The organism is Nonomuraea montanisoli (assembly GCF_013363975.1).
GTDB classification, from domain to species: Bacteria; Actinomycetota; Actinomycetes; order Streptosporangiales; family Streptosporangiaceae; genus Nonomuraea; species Nonomuraea montanisoli.
Genome location: NZ_JABWGN010000009.1, coordinates 389,604 through 407,003 on the forward strand (window position 1 = coordinate 389,604; position 17,400 = coordinate 407,003).

General features: G+C 71.8%; 14 protein-coding genes. 7 read left to right on the forward strand and 7 right to left on the reverse strand.

The window, feature by feature from the left end; all coding sequences use genetic code 11:
- The first annotated feature begins 76 nt into the window (after positions 1–76).
- Positions 77–802, forward strand: coding sequence for a TetR/AcrR family transcriptional regulator (locus HTZ77_RS25025; RefSeq protein ID WP_175592095.1), 726 nt, complete (start codon positions 77–79; stop codon positions 800–802).
- An 11-nt stretch (positions 803–813) separates the two neighbouring features.
- Here HTZ77_RS25025 and HTZ77_RS48365 read toward each other — a convergent pair whose 3' ends face one another.
- Positions 814–3,894, reverse strand: coding sequence for a tetratricopeptide repeat protein (locus HTZ77_RS48365; RefSeq protein ID WP_175592096.1), 3,081 nt, complete (start codon positions 3,892–3,894; stop codon positions 814–816).
- Between the two features lie 99 nt (positions 3,895–3,993).
- Between HTZ77_RS48365 and HTZ77_RS25035 the strand changes: the two genes are divergently transcribed.
- Positions 3,994–4,854 carry a hypothetical protein gene (locus HTZ77_RS25035; protein WP_175592097.1) on the forward strand — a complete coding sequence of 287 codons (861 nt, stop codon included), beginning with the start codon at positions 3,994–3,996 and terminating at the stop codon, positions 4,852–4,854.
- 75 nt (positions 4,855–4,929) lie between these two features.
- On the opposite strand, the gene HTZ77_RS25040 is transcribed toward HTZ77_RS25035, so the two are convergent.
- Positions 4,930–5,745 carry a hypothetical protein gene (locus HTZ77_RS25040; RefSeq protein WP_175592098.1) on the reverse strand — a complete coding sequence of 272 codons (816 nt, stop codon included), beginning with the start codon at positions 5,743–5,745 and terminating at the stop codon, positions 4,930–4,932.
- Between the two features lie 191 nt (positions 5,746–5,936).
- Positions 5,937–7,268: an MFS transporter gene (locus HTZ77_RS25045; RefSeq protein ID WP_175592099.1), complete on the reverse strand. Its 1,332-nt coding sequence runs from the start codon at positions 7,266–7,268 to the stop codon at positions 5,937–5,939.
- Between the two features lie 99 nt (positions 7,269–7,367).
- Here HTZ77_RS25045 and HTZ77_RS25050 point away from each other — a divergent pair, with 99 nt between their 5' ends.
- A complete protein-coding gene (locus tag HTZ77_RS25050; RefSeq protein ID WP_175592100.1) occupies positions 7,368–8,453 on the forward strand; it encodes a DUF5937 family protein in 1,086 nt (361 codons plus the stop codon).
- A 45-nt stretch (positions 8,454–8,498) separates the two neighbouring features.
- On the opposite strand, the gene HTZ77_RS25055 is transcribed toward HTZ77_RS25050, so the two are convergent.
- The 3 genes from HTZ77_RS25055 to HTZ77_RS25065 all read right to left on the reverse strand — a co-directional run bounded on the left by HTZ77_RS25055 (position 8,499) and on the right by HTZ77_RS25065 (position 12,033).
- Positions 8,499–9,047, reverse strand: a complete 549-nt coding sequence (locus HTZ77_RS25055; protein ID WP_175592101.1) for an RICIN domain-containing protein — start codon at positions 9,045–9,047, stop codon at positions 8,499–8,501.
- Between the two features lie 90 nt (positions 9,048–9,137).
- Positions 9,138–11,072, reverse strand: coding sequence for a DUF4082 domain-containing protein (locus tag HTZ77_RS25060; RefSeq protein ID WP_175592102.1), 1,935 nt, complete (start codon positions 11,070–11,072; stop codon positions 9,138–9,140).
- A 286-nt stretch (positions 11,073–11,358) separates the two neighbouring features.
- Positions 11,359–12,033, reverse strand: a complete 675-nt coding sequence (locus tag HTZ77_RS25065) for a CBS domain-containing protein (protein ID WP_328808750.1) — start codon at positions 12,031–12,033, stop codon at positions 11,359–11,361.
- Between the two features lie 248 nt (positions 12,034–12,281).
- Here HTZ77_RS25065 and HTZ77_RS25070 point away from each other — a divergent pair, with 248 nt between their 5' ends.
- Complete coding sequence (locus tag HTZ77_RS25070) at positions 12,282–13,412, forward strand: site-2 protease family protein (RefSeq protein WP_175592104.1); 1,131 nt, start codon at positions 12,282–12,284, stop codon at positions 13,410–13,412.
- Between the two features lie 23 nt (positions 13,413–13,435).
- Here HTZ77_RS25070 and HTZ77_RS25075 read toward each other — a convergent pair whose 3' ends face one another.
- Entirely contained in the window at positions 13,436–14,089 is a 654-nt protein-coding gene (locus HTZ77_RS25075; RefSeq protein WP_175592105.1) for a TetR/AcrR family transcriptional regulator, read from the reverse strand.
- 125 nt (positions 14,090–14,214) lie between these two features.
- Between HTZ77_RS25075 and HTZ77_RS25080 the strand changes: the two genes are divergently transcribed.
- The 3 genes from HTZ77_RS25080 to HTZ77_RS25090 are packed head-to-tail and all read left to right on the forward strand — an operon-like array spanning position 14,215 to position 17,393.
- The gene (locus HTZ77_RS25080) at positions 14,215–15,177 is read left to right on the forward strand and encodes an alpha/beta hydrolase (RefSeq protein ID WP_175592106.1); all 963 of its coding nucleotides are present in this window, start codon (positions 14,215–14,217) and stop codon (positions 15,175–15,177) included.
- A gap of 10 nt (positions 15,178–15,187) precedes the next feature.
- Positions 15,188–16,168, forward strand: coding sequence for an aldo/keto reductase (locus HTZ77_RS25085; RefSeq protein ID WP_175592107.1), 981 nt, complete (start codon positions 15,188–15,190; stop codon positions 16,166–16,168).
- Between the two features lie 46 nt (positions 16,169–16,214).
- Positions 16,215–17,393 (forward strand): MalY/PatB family protein, encoded by a 1,179-nt coding sequence (locus HTZ77_RS25090; RefSeq protein ID WP_235995073.1) that lies wholly within the window; start codon positions 16,215–16,217, stop codon positions 17,391–17,393.
- Positions 17,394–17,400 lie beyond the last annotated feature (7 nt).

A 17,400-nucleotide genomic window follows, 5' to 3' on the forward strand; every position in this document is an offset into this window, starting at 1 on the left:
AGTGAATACCATTAACCATGTGACGCGCCTTCGGCGCAAGTGGCCGAGAGCGGGCCGTACCGGGGAAGATGGGCGTGTGACTGGGTTGACACGACGGGAGCGACTACGGGCCGAGCTCGAACGCGACGCCAGGGCCGCCGCGCGCGGGATCACCGCGGCGGAAGGTCTCGACGGCCTGACCGTCGCCGCCGTGGCCCGCGCGGTGGGGGTGACCCCTCCGGCGCTCTACCGCTACTTCGACGGCAGGGCGGGGCTCGTCCAGGCGGTGTACGACGACGTGATCGCGGAGTTCATCGAGACCGTGGCCGCGGCCGTGCGGCGCCAGGACCCCGATGACGTCAGCGCACAGCTGCAGGCCGCGACGCGCGCCGTTCTCGACTGGGCGGTGGCCAACAAGGCCGAGTTCGACCTGCTCATGGGCGCCGGCTTCCCGAAGGCCGCCAGCTCCGGCGAGGACATCCCCGTGGTCATCGCCAGAGAGCTCGGCAGCCTGTACGCGGCGCTGTTCGGGCGGCTGTGGCGCGAAGGACGGCTGACCTACGCGCGCGACGAGGACATCCCCGCCGGCCTGGTCCCGCAGCTGCGCCTGTATCGCGACGTCTTCGGACCGGAGATGCCCCTGGGCGTGGCACTCCTCATGATCACCTGCTGGCGGCAGATCTACGGCGTGCTCTGCATGGCCGTCTACGGCCACCTCTCGTTCGCCTTCGGTGACCACCTGCCGCTGTACGAGGACATGATGGACCACCTGCTCGGCCGCGTGCTCGGCGTCGGGCGGAGCCCCGACGTGCGGTGGGCCTGAACCGCCGTCGCTTATGCGAGGCTGAGCGGGGCCGGTTCCACGTCGAGCTCCCTCATGGCCTCGGCATAGAGCCGGTAGCGTCTGCGAGCCTCACCATGACGGCGAGCCCCCGTCAACGTGCGAACGAGGTCCAGGTGGGCAGCCTCGTCGTAGGCGTCCCGCTCGAGCAGGCGAAGCAGGTAGCGAACCGCTCTGTCGGGGTCGTCGGCCTCCTCCGCGAGCGAGGCCAGTTCTCGAAGCAGGGTCTGGTGCACGGCGCGGGCCTCTTCACGCAGAGGCTCCAGCCACTCGGCGTAAGGGGAGTCCTCGCAGACATCCCCGGTGTAGCGGGCTTCAGCCGCGACAAGGAGATCCTCGTCCTGAGAGGCGAGCGCCTCGGCGGCGGCGGAGAGGAACTCCTCGACGTCGGTACGGAGCCCGACCAGCTGGATGCTGTACTTGTCGGCGCGAACGAACTCCCCGGGCCCGAACTTCCGTTGCGGATCCAGGACCGAGCGCACGGTGGACAGAGCGACCGAAAGCCGGTTGGAGCAGGACGCGGGGTCCTCGCCCGGCCAGAGGATCTCCATCGCCGCCTCCCGGGCGACAGGGCGGCCGCGCTGGCACGCCAGCCAGGTCAGCAGGTCGCGCGCCTTGCGGGACTGCCACTCGACAGCGCCGCCGCGGCGGCTGAGCCGTACGGCGCCCAGCATGCAGAACCGCGCAGCGCCATGGTCGAGGAGCGTGATCGCGCGGAGCAGGCCGGCGCCGGAGCTGTGCGGCCCGCGGATGCCGACGCGGTGGAGCTCCTGCTCCGCCTCGTGGAGGCCGGAGCCGTCGAGCCGCGCCCGCGCGAAAGCGTTGCGCGCGATGCCCACAGGGCTGCCGACGCGCGCCCAGATCTCGGCTGCGGACGCCAGCAGATCCGCTCGCTCGCCGGAGGATTCGGCCACGGTGAGGGCCGACAGTTCCAGGGCTTCCGCCATCATGGCCCGGTCACGGCGGCCGACAGCGGCCTCGCGGGCGGATCGGGCGTAGGCGCCGGCTTTTGTCCGGTCGCCGGTCTCTGCCCAGACCCAGCCGGCGGCCAGGAGCGCGTCCACCCTGCTGGAGCCGCCGCCCGCCGCGACCGCGCGTTCGGCCAGCCGTACGGCCAGCGCCGGATCGTCGACCGCGTGGACACGGGCCAGTCCGGCCAGGGCTGTCTGGGTCAGATGGGCGTTCTGGAGTTGTTCGGCGTGCTTCAGGGAGTTCTCGAAGCCGATTCGTGCCTGCATCAGCTCCCCGCGCTCCAGATGGACCCTGCCGAGCCCGGCCAGTGGGTGGCCGAGCTTGTCGCTGCCTACCCGGCTGAAGAGGTCGCGTGCCCGTTGGAAGTCGGCCAGGGCTTCGTCGAGCCTGCCCAGGCCCATGAGTGCCTCGGCGCGGTTGTGCAGGGCGATCGCGGCGTTGACCGGGGCACCGACCAGGTCCGCTCGCCGTACCGAGAGGTCCGAGTCGGCGATGGCCTCGTCGTAACGGGCCTCCTCCACACGGTTCGAGGCGCGGTTGGCCAGGACGCGGGCGGACAGCAACAGGTCTCCTGAGCTCTCCGCGGCGGCGAGAGCGAGGGCGCTGTGCCGTTCGCTTCCGGCCCCGTCGCCGGCGTCGTGGGTGACCATGGCCAGCGCGGTGTGGGCGCATGCGGCAGCGCGTTCGTCCTTGCAGAGCGTGGCCATCGCCAGGGCCTGTTCGGCCAGCCGGGTCGCCTCCGCGCTTTCGCCGACCAGCCAGCGGGCGCTGGCGGACCAGGCCAGCAACATCGCCCGGTCGGAGGAGCGAGAAGCGGGCGAGGGGGAGGGGGGTGGCGACGTGGGCAAGGGAAACACCGAGCCGTCGAAGCCGCCGGCCAGCTCGAAAGTCGACAACGCCGCCTTGTAGTCCCCCCGCTGGTAATAGATCATCCCCATCCGCCAGGCCACCGCGGGGTCAGTGGCATCGGCATGGCGAAGGCACTCCAGCGCGCCGGCCCAATCCCCCTGAACCTGGCGAGCCTGCCCCTCGGCCAGATCCACGGCACACGTCCGCGCCCCTTCCGGTACGGCGACGCAGGCCCGGACAAGCTCAGCCGCGTGACCCTCGGCCAGCAGCGATGCGTGCCACCTTTCGATCATCGCCACCCGATGGCCGGGATCCTCGCAAACCGCCAACGCCTCCCGGACAAACCCCTGCGACTCATACCAATGGGCCGCCACCGGCACCCGGCCGACATCACCCATGCACTCCCGGACCAAGGTCGACACCGCATACCCCTGATCGCAGGGCGTGATCAGGATGTGCTGAGCGGCCAGAGCGCGGAGCTCCTCGCGGGAGACGGCGACCCCCATCGCCTGGCACAGCTCGTACGTGAACCAGGGCAGCCGGGCGGTCGCGCGCAGGAACTCCTCATGCTCATCCTTCACCACCTCCTCGACCAGGTAGTCGAACAGCGGCGTGGCGGCGATCCGCTTGGCACGGTCCGATGAGGGCAGGCCGCTCAGCCAGCTCAGCGTGAGCCGTACGGCGACCGGCCACCCCTTGGTGAGCTCGTGAACCTCCTCCGCCAGGTCGTCCGACCCCAGAACGATCGAGGAGAGTGAGCGGGTCTCGGCAGGTGTGAAGGCCAGGTGTTCCGCCGACGCCTGGAAGACGTGTCCCAGGCCGCGCAGGCGCTGGATCGGGAAGGGCACGGCGGAGCGTGAGATCAGCACCAGGTGAAGGTCGTCGCCGCCGTGGTGACAGAGCTCTTCGAGCAGGCGCGCCCCCGGGGTGCCCGGTTCGACCCGCTCGACCTCGTCGATGACGAGGATGGTCGGCCGGAAGACGGCGGCGGCCAGCTCGGCGGCGAGTCCGGCGGAGCGGGTCCACCCGGACGGCGCGCCCAGGGCCTGGCAGATCCGTTCGATGAGGGTGGCGTCGTCGGTCCCTGTCAGCCACGTCACCGGATGATCAGGTCTGGCTCGCGTCCAGCCGCGTACGGCCGACGTCTTGCCGCCACCCGGGCCCGCGGTCACCACGGTGAGCCGGTGCCGCGGGATCTGATCGAAAAGGGCGGTGAGGTGCGCCCGTGGCAGCAGAGGCTCGGTCGCCGTCACAGCCAGAAGTATCCGCCGAGCTGGACTTTAAGGCAACTCAAAGATCCATTTTTACCGTTGTCCTCAGTCCCGAACAACGAGGAGAAAGAGGAGAAAATCGTGAGACTGATCCCAGCTCTGCTCGCGGCGAGCACCGGCGCCCTCCTGCTCACCGCCCCAGCCGGCGCCACGACGAAAGCCACGACGAAGGCCACGACGAACGCCACGGCCCAAGCCGTGACGGAGCCCACGGAGGAGGAGCTGAGGGCGGCGCCAATCGCCGAGGAGGCGGAGGCCGAGGTCAAGCTCGCGCTGCTCCGCTACAGCAACGGGCTGACCGTCGAGTTCAACGACAGCCAGCCCTCCGGCGACGTGGGCATCGTCCAGACCGCCTACACCGGCCGCGCCGGCCTGTTCGTCCGCGACCGTGGCGACAGCTTCCTGGAGACGTACCTGAAGATCACCCCGGTCTCGGTCGCGGTCCCGCAGCGGCTCGTGGAGGCCCATGGCAGCGAGCCCCTGCCGGCTGAGCTGCAGCGCCGGACGGTCACCAAGGAACCGGTGGAGGTCGACGGCCTCGCCGCGCCCGCGGTCCGGACCATGTCCGGCGCGGTCAACTGCAACAAGACCTACTACCCCTGGTACCACTGGCGCGACGTGGGCCACCCCGGCATGCTGCCCAGGGACTCCTACTCCTCCAGCTACGGCGGCAAGTACGTGAACGCCGACAGCTGGCTCGTCCATTGTCTTCCGGCCGGCCACCCGCCCCAGATCGCCGCTCGCCATCGGTTCTTCTACTTCAACAACGTCCTGAGCAAGTGGGTCGAGCAGAGCGACACCCTGGTGTACCCGGGGCAGGAGCAGCACATCGAGAAGGGCATCATCAACCGCTACCGCAGGATCATCCAGGACGACAGCTGGGGCTCCGACCCTGACTGCACCTCCTGCACGTACACGCGCGAGGGCCGCTTCCACGACTGAGACGTGACCGGCTGAGACGTGACCGGCCGGGCGCCGCTGGACGCCCGGCCGGCACTCACACCGCAGGCAGCATCCTCACCCCGGCGGCACCTGGCCGTTCTTCGCCACCGGCACACCCAGTTGCACGGCACCCGTGAGCGTCGCCCGCTCCGGCGGCAGCGACCCCAGCACCGGGTTCAGATGCCGCAGGCTCAGCGTCACCGGCGCGATCGCCGGAGCGACCACGTCGAACTTCTCCAGATCCACCCAGCGCACCACCCGCAGCACCTCCGGCGTGATGACGTCTCCGCCCTTCTGCATCGGCACGCACAGCTGACGGGCGTCGATCACCCGCACCGTCGCGGGGGGAATCTGGTTGGTCAGCACCGGGTTCAGCTGCCTGAGGTTGAGGGCCCGGTTCATCGGCGTGTTCGGAGTGATCCCGTAGCACAGCAGGTCGATGTGCTGCACCAGCTGCATCACCTCCGTGGGCGGCACGACGCCGTTCTTCGCCACCGGCACGCACAACTGCTCCGCCCGGCCCAGCACGACCTCCGTACGCGGAAGGTCCTGCAGCACCGGGTTGAGATGGCTGAGCACCAGCGCCTTGCCGGGCGCCGGGGTGACGACCCGGTAGCAGGCCAGGTCCACGAACCTGACGAAGTCCAGCACCCCGGGCGGCGGGATCACGTTGTTCTTGGCGACCGGCACGCACAACTGCTCACGCGTGCCCAGGGTGACCTGCTCGATCGGCAGGCCGTCGAGCACCGGGTTGAGGTGCCGCAGCGTCAGCCCGACGGCCGGCGGCTGGTACGGGTCGGTCTTGAAGCACTCGAGGTCGAGGTACGACACGAAATCCTTGGGCGTGGGCAGCGCCGGCGCAGCGGCAGACGGCGCGGCGACAAATGCCACGACGGCAATTCCCAGTGCCACGGATAACGCGCGCCGGATCATCGGCCGGACGCGCCGGATCCCGCTGACGGGTCGGTCCACCGTTCCTCCATCGATCGTGGATTCCTCCTGGTCACCCCTCACTTTCTGCGCGCCCCGCGGGCTTGACAAGATTAGTGGCGGCTTTTCACTATTCCGCGATTGACGTCGGGCTATACGTGCCGCCCATAACCACCCCGAGAACCACCTTGGTGTTTCCGCGCATTCCCGCCGAACAATTCGGGCGGTGCGGTATTCGGGCCGCTCCGTCGTTCGCGGCGGCAATCGCCGAGCCGCGTTCCTCGATCCTGCTCGGCGGCGACGGCGGAGGCGGACAGGAGCGTCGCGGCAGTGAGGCTGCCCCAGAGGGCGGCCGAGCCGTGGGAGGCGAGAGCAGTGATGACGGCCGGGGAGACGGCGAGGCCGATGCCTGTGGAGAGCTGGAAGCGGGCCAGGGCGCGTCCCAGGAGACGGGCCGGGGCGAGGGCGGTGACGAGCGCGGTCGCGCTGCCGGCATAGATGATCTCGCCGACGGTGCAGACCACGGACACCGCGGCGACCGCCGGGGCACCCCAGCCGTGTCCCAGTGAGGTGGCCGCGAGGAAGCCGAGGTAGGACGCGGCGAGTACCACGCCCGCGAGAGTCAGCACGGTCCGCCGGGCGAAGCGGGACATCAGGACCGTGACCGGAACCTGCAGGGTGACCACCAGCACCGTGTTCGCCACGAAGATGGCTGCCGACCACACCGGGGACGCGTGCAACTGGGTCACCAGGACCATGGGGAGCGCGATCTCCGGGACGTTGAGGCAGAAGACGTAGACCACGTTGGCGGCCAGCAGCGCGCGCATCCGGGGTGCGGGCCCGCCGGGCCCGCCGGGCCCGCCCTCGGCCGGAGCCGCGGCCGGATGCGCGCGCAGGTGGACCGACCACGCCAAGGCCGCCGCGGCGAGACAGGCGAGCCCGGTGACGGCCGCCAGCACCCGCAACGCGGTGGCGCCGCCCGCCAGGCAGGCGGTGGCGAGGAGGGCGCCCACGCCCAGGCCGGCGTTGCGCAGGGCGCGGCCTCCCGCGAGAGCGGCGTCACGTTCGCGGCCGTGGGCGACCGTGGCCACGAGGGCCGCGTGGGCGGCCGGCCATGCCTGGTTGCCGATGCCGAGGAAGAGCGCCGCCGTCGCGAACAGCCAGACGTGTCCCGCCGGGGCGGCCAGCAGCAGCGCCACGCCCAGCACCCGCACCAGCATCGACGCCGCCACGACCGTGCTGTGTGCGCCCCGGTCCAGCCATCGGCCGACCGCGGGCATGCACACCAGACCCACGACGACCCCGACCGTCATGGCGACGCCGGTGACCGGCGCGGACAGCCTCAGCACCGTCACCCCGTAGAGCAGCAGGAAGGGCCGCAGCAGGCCGGTGCCGAGCGCGTCCACGGCCAGGGCGACGGCATAGCGGGGGCCTCCGCAGGCGCGGACGAGAGCGCGCGGCCGGATCTTGGTGGTGGTTGCCATGGCGTCAACGATGCGTTCGGCCTTCGGGCCGACCGTGTCGATTGACGGACACCGTCAATCGACGCGGTCGTCGGCCGTCCGACCAGCGATGATGAGGGGGTGACGTTGAGGATCGACATCGGCGGCCTGCCGTCCGGGCGACTGCGGTTCGCCGCCTCCCCGCTGGCCGAGCTGACCGCGATGCTGCACGTGCTGGCCGAACCCGGGCATCACCCGCAGCTCGCCGGCTGGGCCGGGGACGTCTGGGCCGGGCTGCCGCCGGAGCTGGCCGAGCGGCTCAGGGAGGCGGAGTTCCTCTGGCGTTCCTCACGAGCCGACTTCCTGGTCCCCGCTCGTCCCCGGCCGACCCTCGCCGAGGAGCTGGACGACGTGGACCGGATCGACGACGAGACGTACGTGACCGCCGCGCTCATCACCACGTGCGGCAGCAACCGGGTCCACTTCGCCGCGCCGTCACCGCTCGCCGACGCGACGGCGCGCGAGCGGGCCCTGGACCTCGCCCAGGCCCGCGGCGCGCACCAGGAGGCCTTCGCGGAACGGCTGCTCGCGGACCCCGCGGCCGTGCGGGCGCGGGTGCGGCACACCCTCGAACAGTGCGCCGAGGCCTTCTTCGACGCCGCCTGGACGGGCGTCGCCGTGCGACTCGCCGCCGACCTGCGCCTGAAGAACGACCTGCTGAAGCGCCAGGGCATCGGGGCGGCACTCGCGTCGGTCTCCGGCGCCGTCACCCTGGCGCCGGACGGCGACTGCATCATCGTGGACAAGCTGCAGGACAACGCGACCAGCGCCCACGGCACCGGGGTCACCTTCCTCCCCAGCGTCTTCGGCCGCCCGCACCTGGTGGTGGTCCACGCGCCCGGGTGGCAGCCGGTGGTGCAGTACCCCGTGGCCGAGCCGAGCCCGTCGGAGCCGGTATCGCTGGAAACGGTCACGCTACGGCTGGAGGCACTCGCGCATCCGGTACGACTGCGGCTGCTGCGCACCCTGGCCCGCGGCCCGCACACCACCGGTGAGCTGGCCCACGCCTGGGAACTCTCGGCCCCGGAGGTTTCCCGCCACCTCGCCGTCCTGCGCCGCGCGGGCCTGCTCACGGCCCGGCGGCACGGTCGCTACGTCCGTCACACCCTCAATCTGCCCGATCTGACGGCGCTGGGGGCCGACCTGCTGGCGGCCGTCCTGCGCTGAGCAGCCGCCGGCGGCCTTGGTGCCGTACGGTGATCATCGCCGGGTTCAGCCGTAGTAGTCGCGGATCTCCCAGTAGCGGGAGGGGTGGCTGTCGCAGGTGTACTGGACGGCCTCGATGTTGTTGTCGGTGCTGACGCCGCCGGCGATGGTGAGGCACTTGCCGGTCTGGACGTTCCTGAACTGGACGTGCTGGCCGACCTGACTGCCCAGCGCCCAGTAGCGCGAGGGGTGGCTGTCGCAGGTGTACTGGAGGGCGACGACGTTGTTGTCGGTGCTGACGCCGCCGGCGATGGTGAGGCACTTGCCGGTCTGGCGGTTCCTGATCTGCAGGTACGCGCTGGAGTAGCCCCAGACGTCCCAGCGGCGGGAGGGGTGGCTGTCGCAGGTGTACTGGACGGCGTGGACGTTGTTGTCGGTGCTGACGCCGCCGGCGATGGTCAGGCACTTGCCGGTCTGCCAGTTCACGAGCTGGACGTTCGACGCCGCCCAGACCGCCGTGGACGAGGGCGCGGCGGATGCCGGGGTGATGGTGGTCGCGCCGAGGGCGAGGAGGGGAGCGATGACGGCCGCCGCCCGAAGGATGTGTGACTTCATGTGACCCAGCGTGCGGGCGTGGGGCCGGCCTGGCATGAGTACCTCGTACTCAAGCCAGGCCGGCCCCATGGATCTTGGCGACGCGGCCGATCAGCCGACGTCGAACAGGACGTCGACCCAGTAGTTCGTGCCCTGGTAGGTGCTGGTGGGGAAGGTGTTCGTCGCCCCGTAGACGAACACGCCGTTGGCGCCGGAGACGCCGCCGTTCTCGAGCGCGGTCAGCGGGTGGTTGCTGTGCGCGTTGAAGAACCCCTGCGACGTGTAGGAGAAGTGTCCCGATGGGGCGAAGTAGGAGGCGATGTAGGTGGTGTCGGCGCTGAGCGCGACTGGTGAGGAGAAGTACGCCTGCTGCCAGCCGGACGCGCTCTCGCCGGTGAAGGTGACGGTGGCGAGCTGCGTGCCGCCGGTGGTCCACAGGCTGCCGATGTGGGTGCCGGTGTTCTGCGAGCCCTTGTAGAAGCGGATGCCCCGGGCGACCCCCGCGGCGGCGGTCCGGAACTTCACGCCGAGCGTGGCCGGGTCGGCGGCCGGGTGGTTCTCGACCGTGGGCGTCGCCGCGTCGGTCCAGACGGTGTCCGAGCGCAGGAAGACGGGCTCGACCCAGTAGTTCGTGGCCTGGTAGGTGGTCGACGGGAACGCGTTCGCCGCGCCGTAGGTGTAGATCCCGTTGCCGGCCCCTGAGGTGCTGGCCGGCGCGGTCAGCGGCGGGCTGTTGCGGTCGGTGGTGAAGTAGTTCTGCGTGTAGGAGAAGTGCCCCACTGGCGCGAAGTACGACACGATGTAGGTGGTGTCGGCGTCGATCGGCGCCGGTGAGGAGAAGGTCGCCTGCTGCCAGCCGGAGGCGCTCTCGCCGGTGAAGGTGACGGTGGCCAGTTGCGTGCCGCCGGTGGTCCACAGGCTGCCGACGTGGGTGCCGGTGTTCTGCGAGCCCTTGTAGAAGCGGACGCCCTGCACGAGTCCGGACGTGGAGGCGCGGAACCTGACTCCGAGCGTGACGGGGGCGCCACTGGGGTGGTTCTCGACGGCCGGGGTCGCCGAGCCGGTCCACAGGGTGTCGGTGACCGCGTGGTTCACCCCGGGCGAGGTGCTCGGGGCGAGGGTGACGAGGGCTTCGCTCTCGAACGCCTGGCCGTCCACGAAGACGGCCGTGAGCCGGTGGGTGCCGCCGCTCAGCGCCGAGGTCTGGAACTGGGCGTGGCCGTTGGCGTCGATGAAGTCCGTGCCGAGCAGCGTCGTGCCGTCCTTGAAGGCCACCTTCCCCTGCGGGTCGATCAGGGACGGCTCCACGCTGACCGTGGCCGACAGCGTGACCTGCTGCCCCTCGACCGATGAGCCGGAGGGCGAGACGGTGAGCGTCGTCTGCGACGGCAGGTCGTCCGGCAGGGAGATGCGGGTGTTGGGGCCGGAGGTGGTGCCCTGGAGGGTGACGTTGTTGGTCAGGGCGAAGACCCGGCCGGTCACGGCGGCGCCGGAGCTGACCGTGGCCGCGTTGTTGGCCAGTACGTTGCCGCGGAACGTCGAGTTGACGCCGAGGGTCGCCGTGCCGGTGATCTGGAAGAAGACGTTGTCGGTCTGCGCGCCGTTGACCAGGTTGAGGTTGCTCACCGTGGCGGTGGTCAGGGTGGCCGCCCGGAAGATGAAGATCGCGTTCGGGTCGGTCTGGGCGTCCAGGGTGAGGGTGCCGTTGATCTGGAAGGTGGTGCCGGACGACGGGGTGTAGACGCCCGGCCCCTTGACCGTGCCGCCGAGCTGGGCGGGCACGTTGTCGGTCACCCCGCGTCCGGCCGCGTTGTTGTAGGCGGCGACCGCGTCGGTCCTGGCCGCGGCCGCGGTGGCGTCGCCGGCGTGGATCGTGCCGATCACCTGGCCGGGCGGGAACCCGGACACCGCGTTGTTCGGGCTGGTGCCCAGGTCTCCGGTGACGGTGGTGTTGTCGGTGTTGGCGACCGCGCCGCCCGCCAGGACCGCGAAGGCCGCCGCGTTCCCGAGGGGGATCAGCGGCGCGGCGACGGCTCTGTCAGGCATCACCGCGAGGAAACCTGTCGCGAGGACGGTCGAGAGGATCGTCACCAGTGTGGTGCGGCGGGCGCCCGGCCGGCGCTTCGGCAGCGCGCGGCGGGAGCGAGGGCGGGCGAGCGGCGTCGAGCATGATGAACCGGTCGGCCCTTGGGGGCGGTGCGACGGGGCGGGTGTCGCTGGAATGCGCCCTTCCCGAGGGAACATCCCCCCGTTGTACTGCACTCATGGCGCAGAGTAACTGCACGGATGTGATACGTCATGCTAACCATCCGTCGGCGGAGCGGGGGACCGGCTACCTGGCGTCCCATGCGCTGTCGTCGACCTTCCAGGTCACCTTGTCCACGACGTCGACCACGCCGTTGACGCGGCCGGCCATGCGGACCGCGATGGCGGCCTCGGTGCGGCGGTCCATCCATCCGGACAGCGTGACCACGCCGTGGTCCACCGACACGGCGACGCCGGCGGTGTCCACCCACAGGGAACGGTCGAGGACGTCGTCGCGGATCTCGGCGGCGATCTCCGCGTCGCTGCGCATGAACAGCTTGACCAGATCCCGGCGGCTCACCATGCCGACCAGCCGGCCGTTGGGAGCCACCACGGCCAGCCGCTTGACGTCGTGGGCGTCCATCAGCCGGGCGGCGGCGACCGCTGACTCCGTGGGGGAGACGGTGATCGCGGGGCTCGTCATGAGGTCGGCGGCGGTGCCGCCGTCGGCCTTCCGCCGGCCATGGGGGTGGCGCAGCCGGGCGCGCAGCGGCGGCCGGTAGCCCTCGCGGTAGAACTCCTCGCGGAACTCCTCCTTGCGCAGCAGGTCGGCCTCGGAGACCAGGCCGATCACGCGGCTGTCGTCGTCGAGGACCGGAACGGCGCTGATACCACGGGCGATGAGCGTCCGAGCGATGTCCTTGAACGGGGTGACGGCGGTCACGGAGATGACCTTGCCGGTCATCACGTCGGCGACGGTCATGCGCATGATGGTCAGCTCCCTGAAGTCGTGGGCACGTCGGCCGCCTTCATCACATCTCGCGAGAGGGATGCGGCTCAGGGGCGGAAGTCCCCAGTGGGGAAGTCGTTGGTCCGCGCCGTCCGGTCATCTGGGTCAGCGGCGCTGAGCCGGCCTCGCCACAGGGGCGGTGGGCCCGACCGACCAAAGTCCCGCAGGTGAGGGCGTTATGGCCCTGTCCGGACGCGGCGGCGAAGCCGGACCATGGCTGAGTGAGGCAGACTCTTCCGCTGGGCAGCATGGCCGGCGTCCCGGTGCGTGCGCACTGGTCGGCGCTCGGCATCGCGGCGCTCATCGTGGTGCTGCTCGGCACGACCGTGCTGCCCCGGGCCGTGCCGGGATACGGCCAGGCGCAGTACTGGCTGGTGGCCGCGATCACGGGGACGCTGTTCATGGCTTCGCTGCTGATCCACGAGGCGGCCCACGCGCTGATCGCCCGCCGGCGCGGGCTGCGGGTCGGTTCCGTCACGCTGTGGGTCCTCGGTGGCTACACCGAGATGGAGGAGGAGGCGAAGAGCCCGCGCGTCGAGCTGGCGACGGCAGCGGCGGGCCCGCTGGCCAGCCTGGGCATCGCCGCCGTGACTCTCCTCGCCTACGTCTTCCTGCCCCGGCCGGCTCTGGCGGCGTCCGCGGCCGGGTGGCTGTCCACGATGAACCTGTTGCTGGGCCTGTTCAACCTGCTTCCCGGCGCACCCCTGGACGGTGGGCGCGTGCTGCACGCGCTGCTGTGGTGGCGGTTCGGCGACGCCGCCCGAGCGGATCGGGCGGCGGCACGGGCGGGGCAGATGCTCGGTACGACGCTCATCTCGGTCGGTCTCGCCAGTACGTTCCTCTGGAACTGGCTGAGCGGCCTGTGGCTGGCCTTCCTCGGCTGGTACATCGCCATGAGCGCGCGCCAGGAGCTCACCGTCAAGATCGCCCGTGCGGGGCTGCGTGGCCTGCGGGTGGCCGAGGTGATGACCCCGGTGCCGGATCTGGCGCCCGCGTGGATGAACGTGGAGAAACTCATCGAGGGGGTCGTGCTGCACTCGCGTCAGACCGTCTTCCCGGTGGTGACCCTCACCGGAGCCGCGGTGGGCTCGGTCTCGCTGGACACCCTGGCGGCGGTGCCCCCGCAACGCCGCGGCTCCACGCGGGTGGAGGCGCTCACGACCACGCAGCGTCCGGTGCGGACCCTCGCCCCGGACGACGAGGCCGCCCTGCTCCTGGAGCAGCCCGCGCAGGGGCAGTTGATCGCCGTCGTCGTCGACGACCGGCGCCTGGTCGGCATGGTGACCGACGCCGACCTGCGCCGGGCTCTCGGGCAGTCGCTGCTGCGGACCGGCGCGGACGTGACCACCTGAGAGCGAGAGGGCGCGAGGGCGCGTCAGGGGATCGAGGCCTCGATCCGGGCGAGGTGGGCGGCGAGGATCTCTTCGTAGGCGGCGCGGCGGTCGGCCCCGAGGGGGCGGATCTCGCGGGCGAAGTGGGCCAGGGCGGGGAAGCGGTCGGGGTCGGCGCCGAGGACCGCGACACGGAACTGCTCCATGGCCTGTTCGTACTCGGTGGGGGTGAGGCTGCCGATGCCGGCCTCGGAGGCGATCAGCGCGGCGAGGAGGATCGTGATCCGGTGGTAGCGGGACGGGATCTCCTCATCGGGCAGGCCCGCGGCCCGCAGGGCCTGGAGCACCTCCTCCATGAACAGCCGCGAACCGGTGCCGCCGGAGGCGTAGCGTCCCCAGATGACGGCGAGCTGGGGGTGCCGGCCGAACGCCTCCCGCAGGCGCAGGGCCATGGCGGTGATGCGTTGCTTCCAGTCGCCCTCGGGGCGGTAGCCGTCCATGGCGGCCACCAGGATCCGGTCGGAGACCGCGCGCAGCAACTCGGTCTTGTTGCGGAAGTGCCGGTAAAGGCTTGAGGAGTCGGTCCCGAGCGCCGCGGCGAGCTTGCGCACGCTGAACGACTCGGCGTCGCTCGTGCGCAGCAACTCCGCCGCCGTGTCCAGGATCTCCTCGGGTGACCAACGCCTTCGGCCCGCCATCTCGCCCCTCTCGTCCGGGCTCACTCTAGTCTATGCACTTGCTGTTGCACGCACCGCGTGCATAATGGTGCGCATGCCGGCTGACAGGCCCGGCCAGGAGAAGGACGAGACGGGGAGACGGAGACATGAGCGAGAGCACCGCTGTGCAGCGGCCGCCGGAGCCGGACTTCTCGGCGATCACGACCGAGGAACTGATCGCCTACCGCGCCGCGGAGAACGGCTGGCGGGCGTCCGGCGCGGCGCGGGCGATCCTCGGGGAGCCGGACCCCGGGGCCGCGATCGAGTGGCGGGACCTCGCGCTGCCGGGCCGCGACCTGCCGGTCCGGGTGTACCGGCCGGCGTCGGCGGGCGACGGCGAGACCGCCGCCCGCACCGGCCTGCCGCTCGTGGTCCACGTCCACGGAGGCGGCTTCGTGGGCACGGCGGCGCAGTGCGACTGGACCAACAGCCACCTCGCCGCCCGGCTGCCCGCGCTCGTCGTCTCGGTCGAGCACCGCCTCGTCGCCCCGGACAGCCCGCTCCCGAACGCCGCCGACGACGGCTGGGACGTGCTCCGGCACGTGCTGCGGCACGCCGCGCAGTGGGGCGTCGACCCGGCGCGCACGGCCGTCTTCGGCGAGAGCTTCGGCGCGCTGGTCAGCGCGCTGACGGCCATCCGGGCCCGGGAGGCCGGCCTGCGGCTCAGGGCGCAGGTGCTGGTCAACCCCGCGGTCGACGTGACCGAGACGATGGATGCACATCCCTCGATCGCCGAGTACGCATACCGCCCGACCCGCGCCATGCCGCTGCTGCGGCTCCTGCGGCGGCTCGCCGTCCCGCCGGGAACCGACGCCCGCGCGTTCTCGCCGCTGTACGCGGACGACCTGAGCGGGCTCGCCCCCGCGCTGCTCGTGGTGCCGACCCAGGACGCGCTCGCCGACCACGGCCGCCGCTACGCCGAGCGCCTGCGGGCGGCCGGCACGTCCGTGCGGCTCACCGAGTACCCGGGAGCGCGGCACGCGTTCCTCACCCTGCCGGGCGTGGAACCGCAGGCCGTGGTCGCCCAGGCGGAGATCCTCGAGTTCCTGCGCGCGGCGCTGGCGGGGTGACGGAGCAATGATGCGCACCACCACTCTCAGGTTCGTCGGCCCCGAGGTCTCGCGGCTCGGCCTCGGCTGCATGAGCATGACCGGCAGCTACGGCCCCGCCGACCCGCACGAAGCCGCGGCCACCCTGCTGGAAGCCCTCGACTCCGGCGTCACCCTCTTCGACACCGGCGACTTCTACGGCGACGGAGCGAACGAGGAACTCCTCGGCCGGACCCTCGCCCCGCACCGCGACCGCGTCGTGCTGACCACCAAGACGGGCGTCCGGCGCACCCCCGACGGCCTGGTCCCCGCCGGCTCGCCCGACGCCCTGCGCCGCGCCTGCGAGGAGTCCCTGCGCCGGCTGCGCACCGACCACATCGACGTGTACTACCTCGCCCGCGTCGACCCCGCCGTCCCCGTCGAGGAGTCGGTCGGTGCGCTGGCCGACCTGATCGCCCAGGGCAAGGTGGGCTGCATCGGCCTGTCCGAGGTCTCGGCCGCCACCCTGCGACGCGCCCACGCCGTCCACCCGATCAGCGCCGTCCAGACCGAGTACTCGCTGTGGGAACGCCATGTCGAAGGCGACATCCTGCCCACGCTCCGCGACCTCGGCGCCGTCCTGGTCGCCTACAGCCCGCTCGGCCGCGGCCTGCTCACCGGGGCCGTTCGCGCCACGACGCGCTACGAGCACGGCGACTTCCGCGCCACCGCGCCCCGCTACAACGGCGACAACCTCAGGGCCAACCTGGCCATCGTCGACGCCGTCACCCGACTCGCCGTCGCCAAGGGCGCCACCCCCGCCCAGGTCGCCCTCGCCTGGCTCCTCACCCGCGGCGGCGACGTCGTCCCCATCCCCGGCAGCTCGCGCCGCGCCCACCTGCGCGACAACCTGGCCGCCCTCGACCTGCACCTGACCGCGGCCGACCTCGGCGCCATCGACGCCGCCGTCCCCACGGGCGGAGCCCAGGGAGCCCGATACGGCGACCACGGCATCCGCATGATCGACCGATGAGGCGGGGCAGCGCTCCGCTTCGCCACTCGCCGAGGAAGAAGCACCGTTGACCACAGACCCGCACCACCTCCTCACCGCCTGCAGCACCGAGCAGCTCCGCCGGCGGCGCAGCGTCAAGTGGCAGGAGTTCCCGCCGGACGTCCTGCCCCTGCGCATCGCGGAGATGGACACCCCGCTCGCCGAGCCCGTCGCCGCGGCGCTGATCAACGCCGTGAACCGGGGTGACACCGGCTACGCGCTGGCCGGACGGCTTCCGGAGGCGTTCGCCGGCTTCGCCGCACGCCAGTACGGCTGGCACCCCGACGCCTCCGCCGCCCGCCTGGTCCCGGATGTGATGTCCGGCATCGTGGAGGTCCTGCAGATCATCTCCGAGCCCGGCGACCGTGTCGTCGTCAACACCCCCGGGTATCCGCCGTTCTTCTACTGGCTCGAACGCATCGGGCGCCGGGTGGTCCAGAGCCCGCTGGCCGTCGGGCCGGACGGGCACCGGCTGGATGTGGACCGGCTGGAACGCGACTTCGCCGCCGGAGCGCGGGTGTATCTGCTGTGCAACCCGCACAACCCCACCGGCCTGGTCCTCACCCGCGACGAACTGACCCGGGTGGCCGAGCTGGCCGACCGCTATCACGTGCGGGTCGTCGTGGACGAGATCCTCGCGCCCCTGACCTATCCCGGCGCGCGGCACGTCCCGTTCCCGTCGCTGGACAGCCCGGCCGCGGCCCGCTCCATCGCCCTGGTCTCGGCCTCCAAGGCGTGGAACATCGCCGGGCTCAAGGCCGCCCTCGCGGTGCCCGGGCCGGCCGCCCACGCCGACGTGGCGGCGATCCACGAGGAGGTCAGCGAGGGCGCCGGCCTGCTGGGCGTGCTGGCCGCCGAAGCCGCCTTCACCCACGGCGACCCCTGGCTCCGCCGCTTGATCACCGCCCTGGACGGCAACCGGCGCCTGCTGGCCGCCCAGCTCGCCGACCACCTGCCCGGCGTCGGCCACCATCCGCCCCGGGCGGGCTACGTTGCCTGGCTCGACTGCCGCGCGCTCGGGTGGGGCGACGACCCGGCCCAGGTGTTCCTGCGTCAGGGCAAGGTCGGCCTGTCGTCCGGCCTGCGGTTCGGGCCGGAGGGGCGCGGGTTCGTCCGGCTCAACTTCGCCACCGCACCGGAGCGCCTCACCGAGGCCGTCACCCGCATGGCCGCCGCCCGCGCCCAGGCGGACGAGCGGCCCGCCTGAGCGACGC

What these genes read in the sequence shown, in the direction of transcription:
- HTZ77_RS25065 (WP_328808750.1), bottom strand. Translation starts at nt 12,033, where the DNA reads ATGACCGTCGCCGACGTGATGACCGGCAAGGTCATCTCCGTGACCGCC.
- HTZ77_RS25045 (WP_175592099.1), bottom strand. Translation starts at nt 7,268, where the DNA reads ATGGCAACCACCACCAAGATCCGGCCGCGCGCTCTCGTCCGCGCCTGC.
- HTZ77_RS25085 (WP_175592107.1), top strand. Translation starts at nt 15,188, where the DNA reads ATGCGCACCACCACTCTCAGGTTCGTCGGCCCCGAGGTCTCGCGGCTC.
- HTZ77_RS25080 (WP_175592106.1), top strand. Translation starts at nt 14,215, where the DNA reads ATGAGCGAGAGCACCGCTGTGCAGCGGCCGCCGGAGCCGGACTTCTCG.
- HTZ77_RS25055 (WP_175592101.1), bottom strand. Translation starts at nt 9,047, where the DNA reads ATGAAGTCACACATCCTTCGGGCGGCGGCCGTCATCGCTCCCCTCCTC.
- HTZ77_RS25060 (WP_175592102.1), bottom strand. Translation starts at nt 11,072, where the DNA reads ATGCCTGACAGAGCCGTCGCCGCGCCGCTGATCCCCCTCGGGAACGCG.
- HTZ77_RS25075 (WP_175592105.1), bottom strand. Translation starts at nt 14,089, where the DNA reads ATGGCGGGCCGAAGGCGTTGGTCACCCGAGGAGATCCTGGACACGGCG.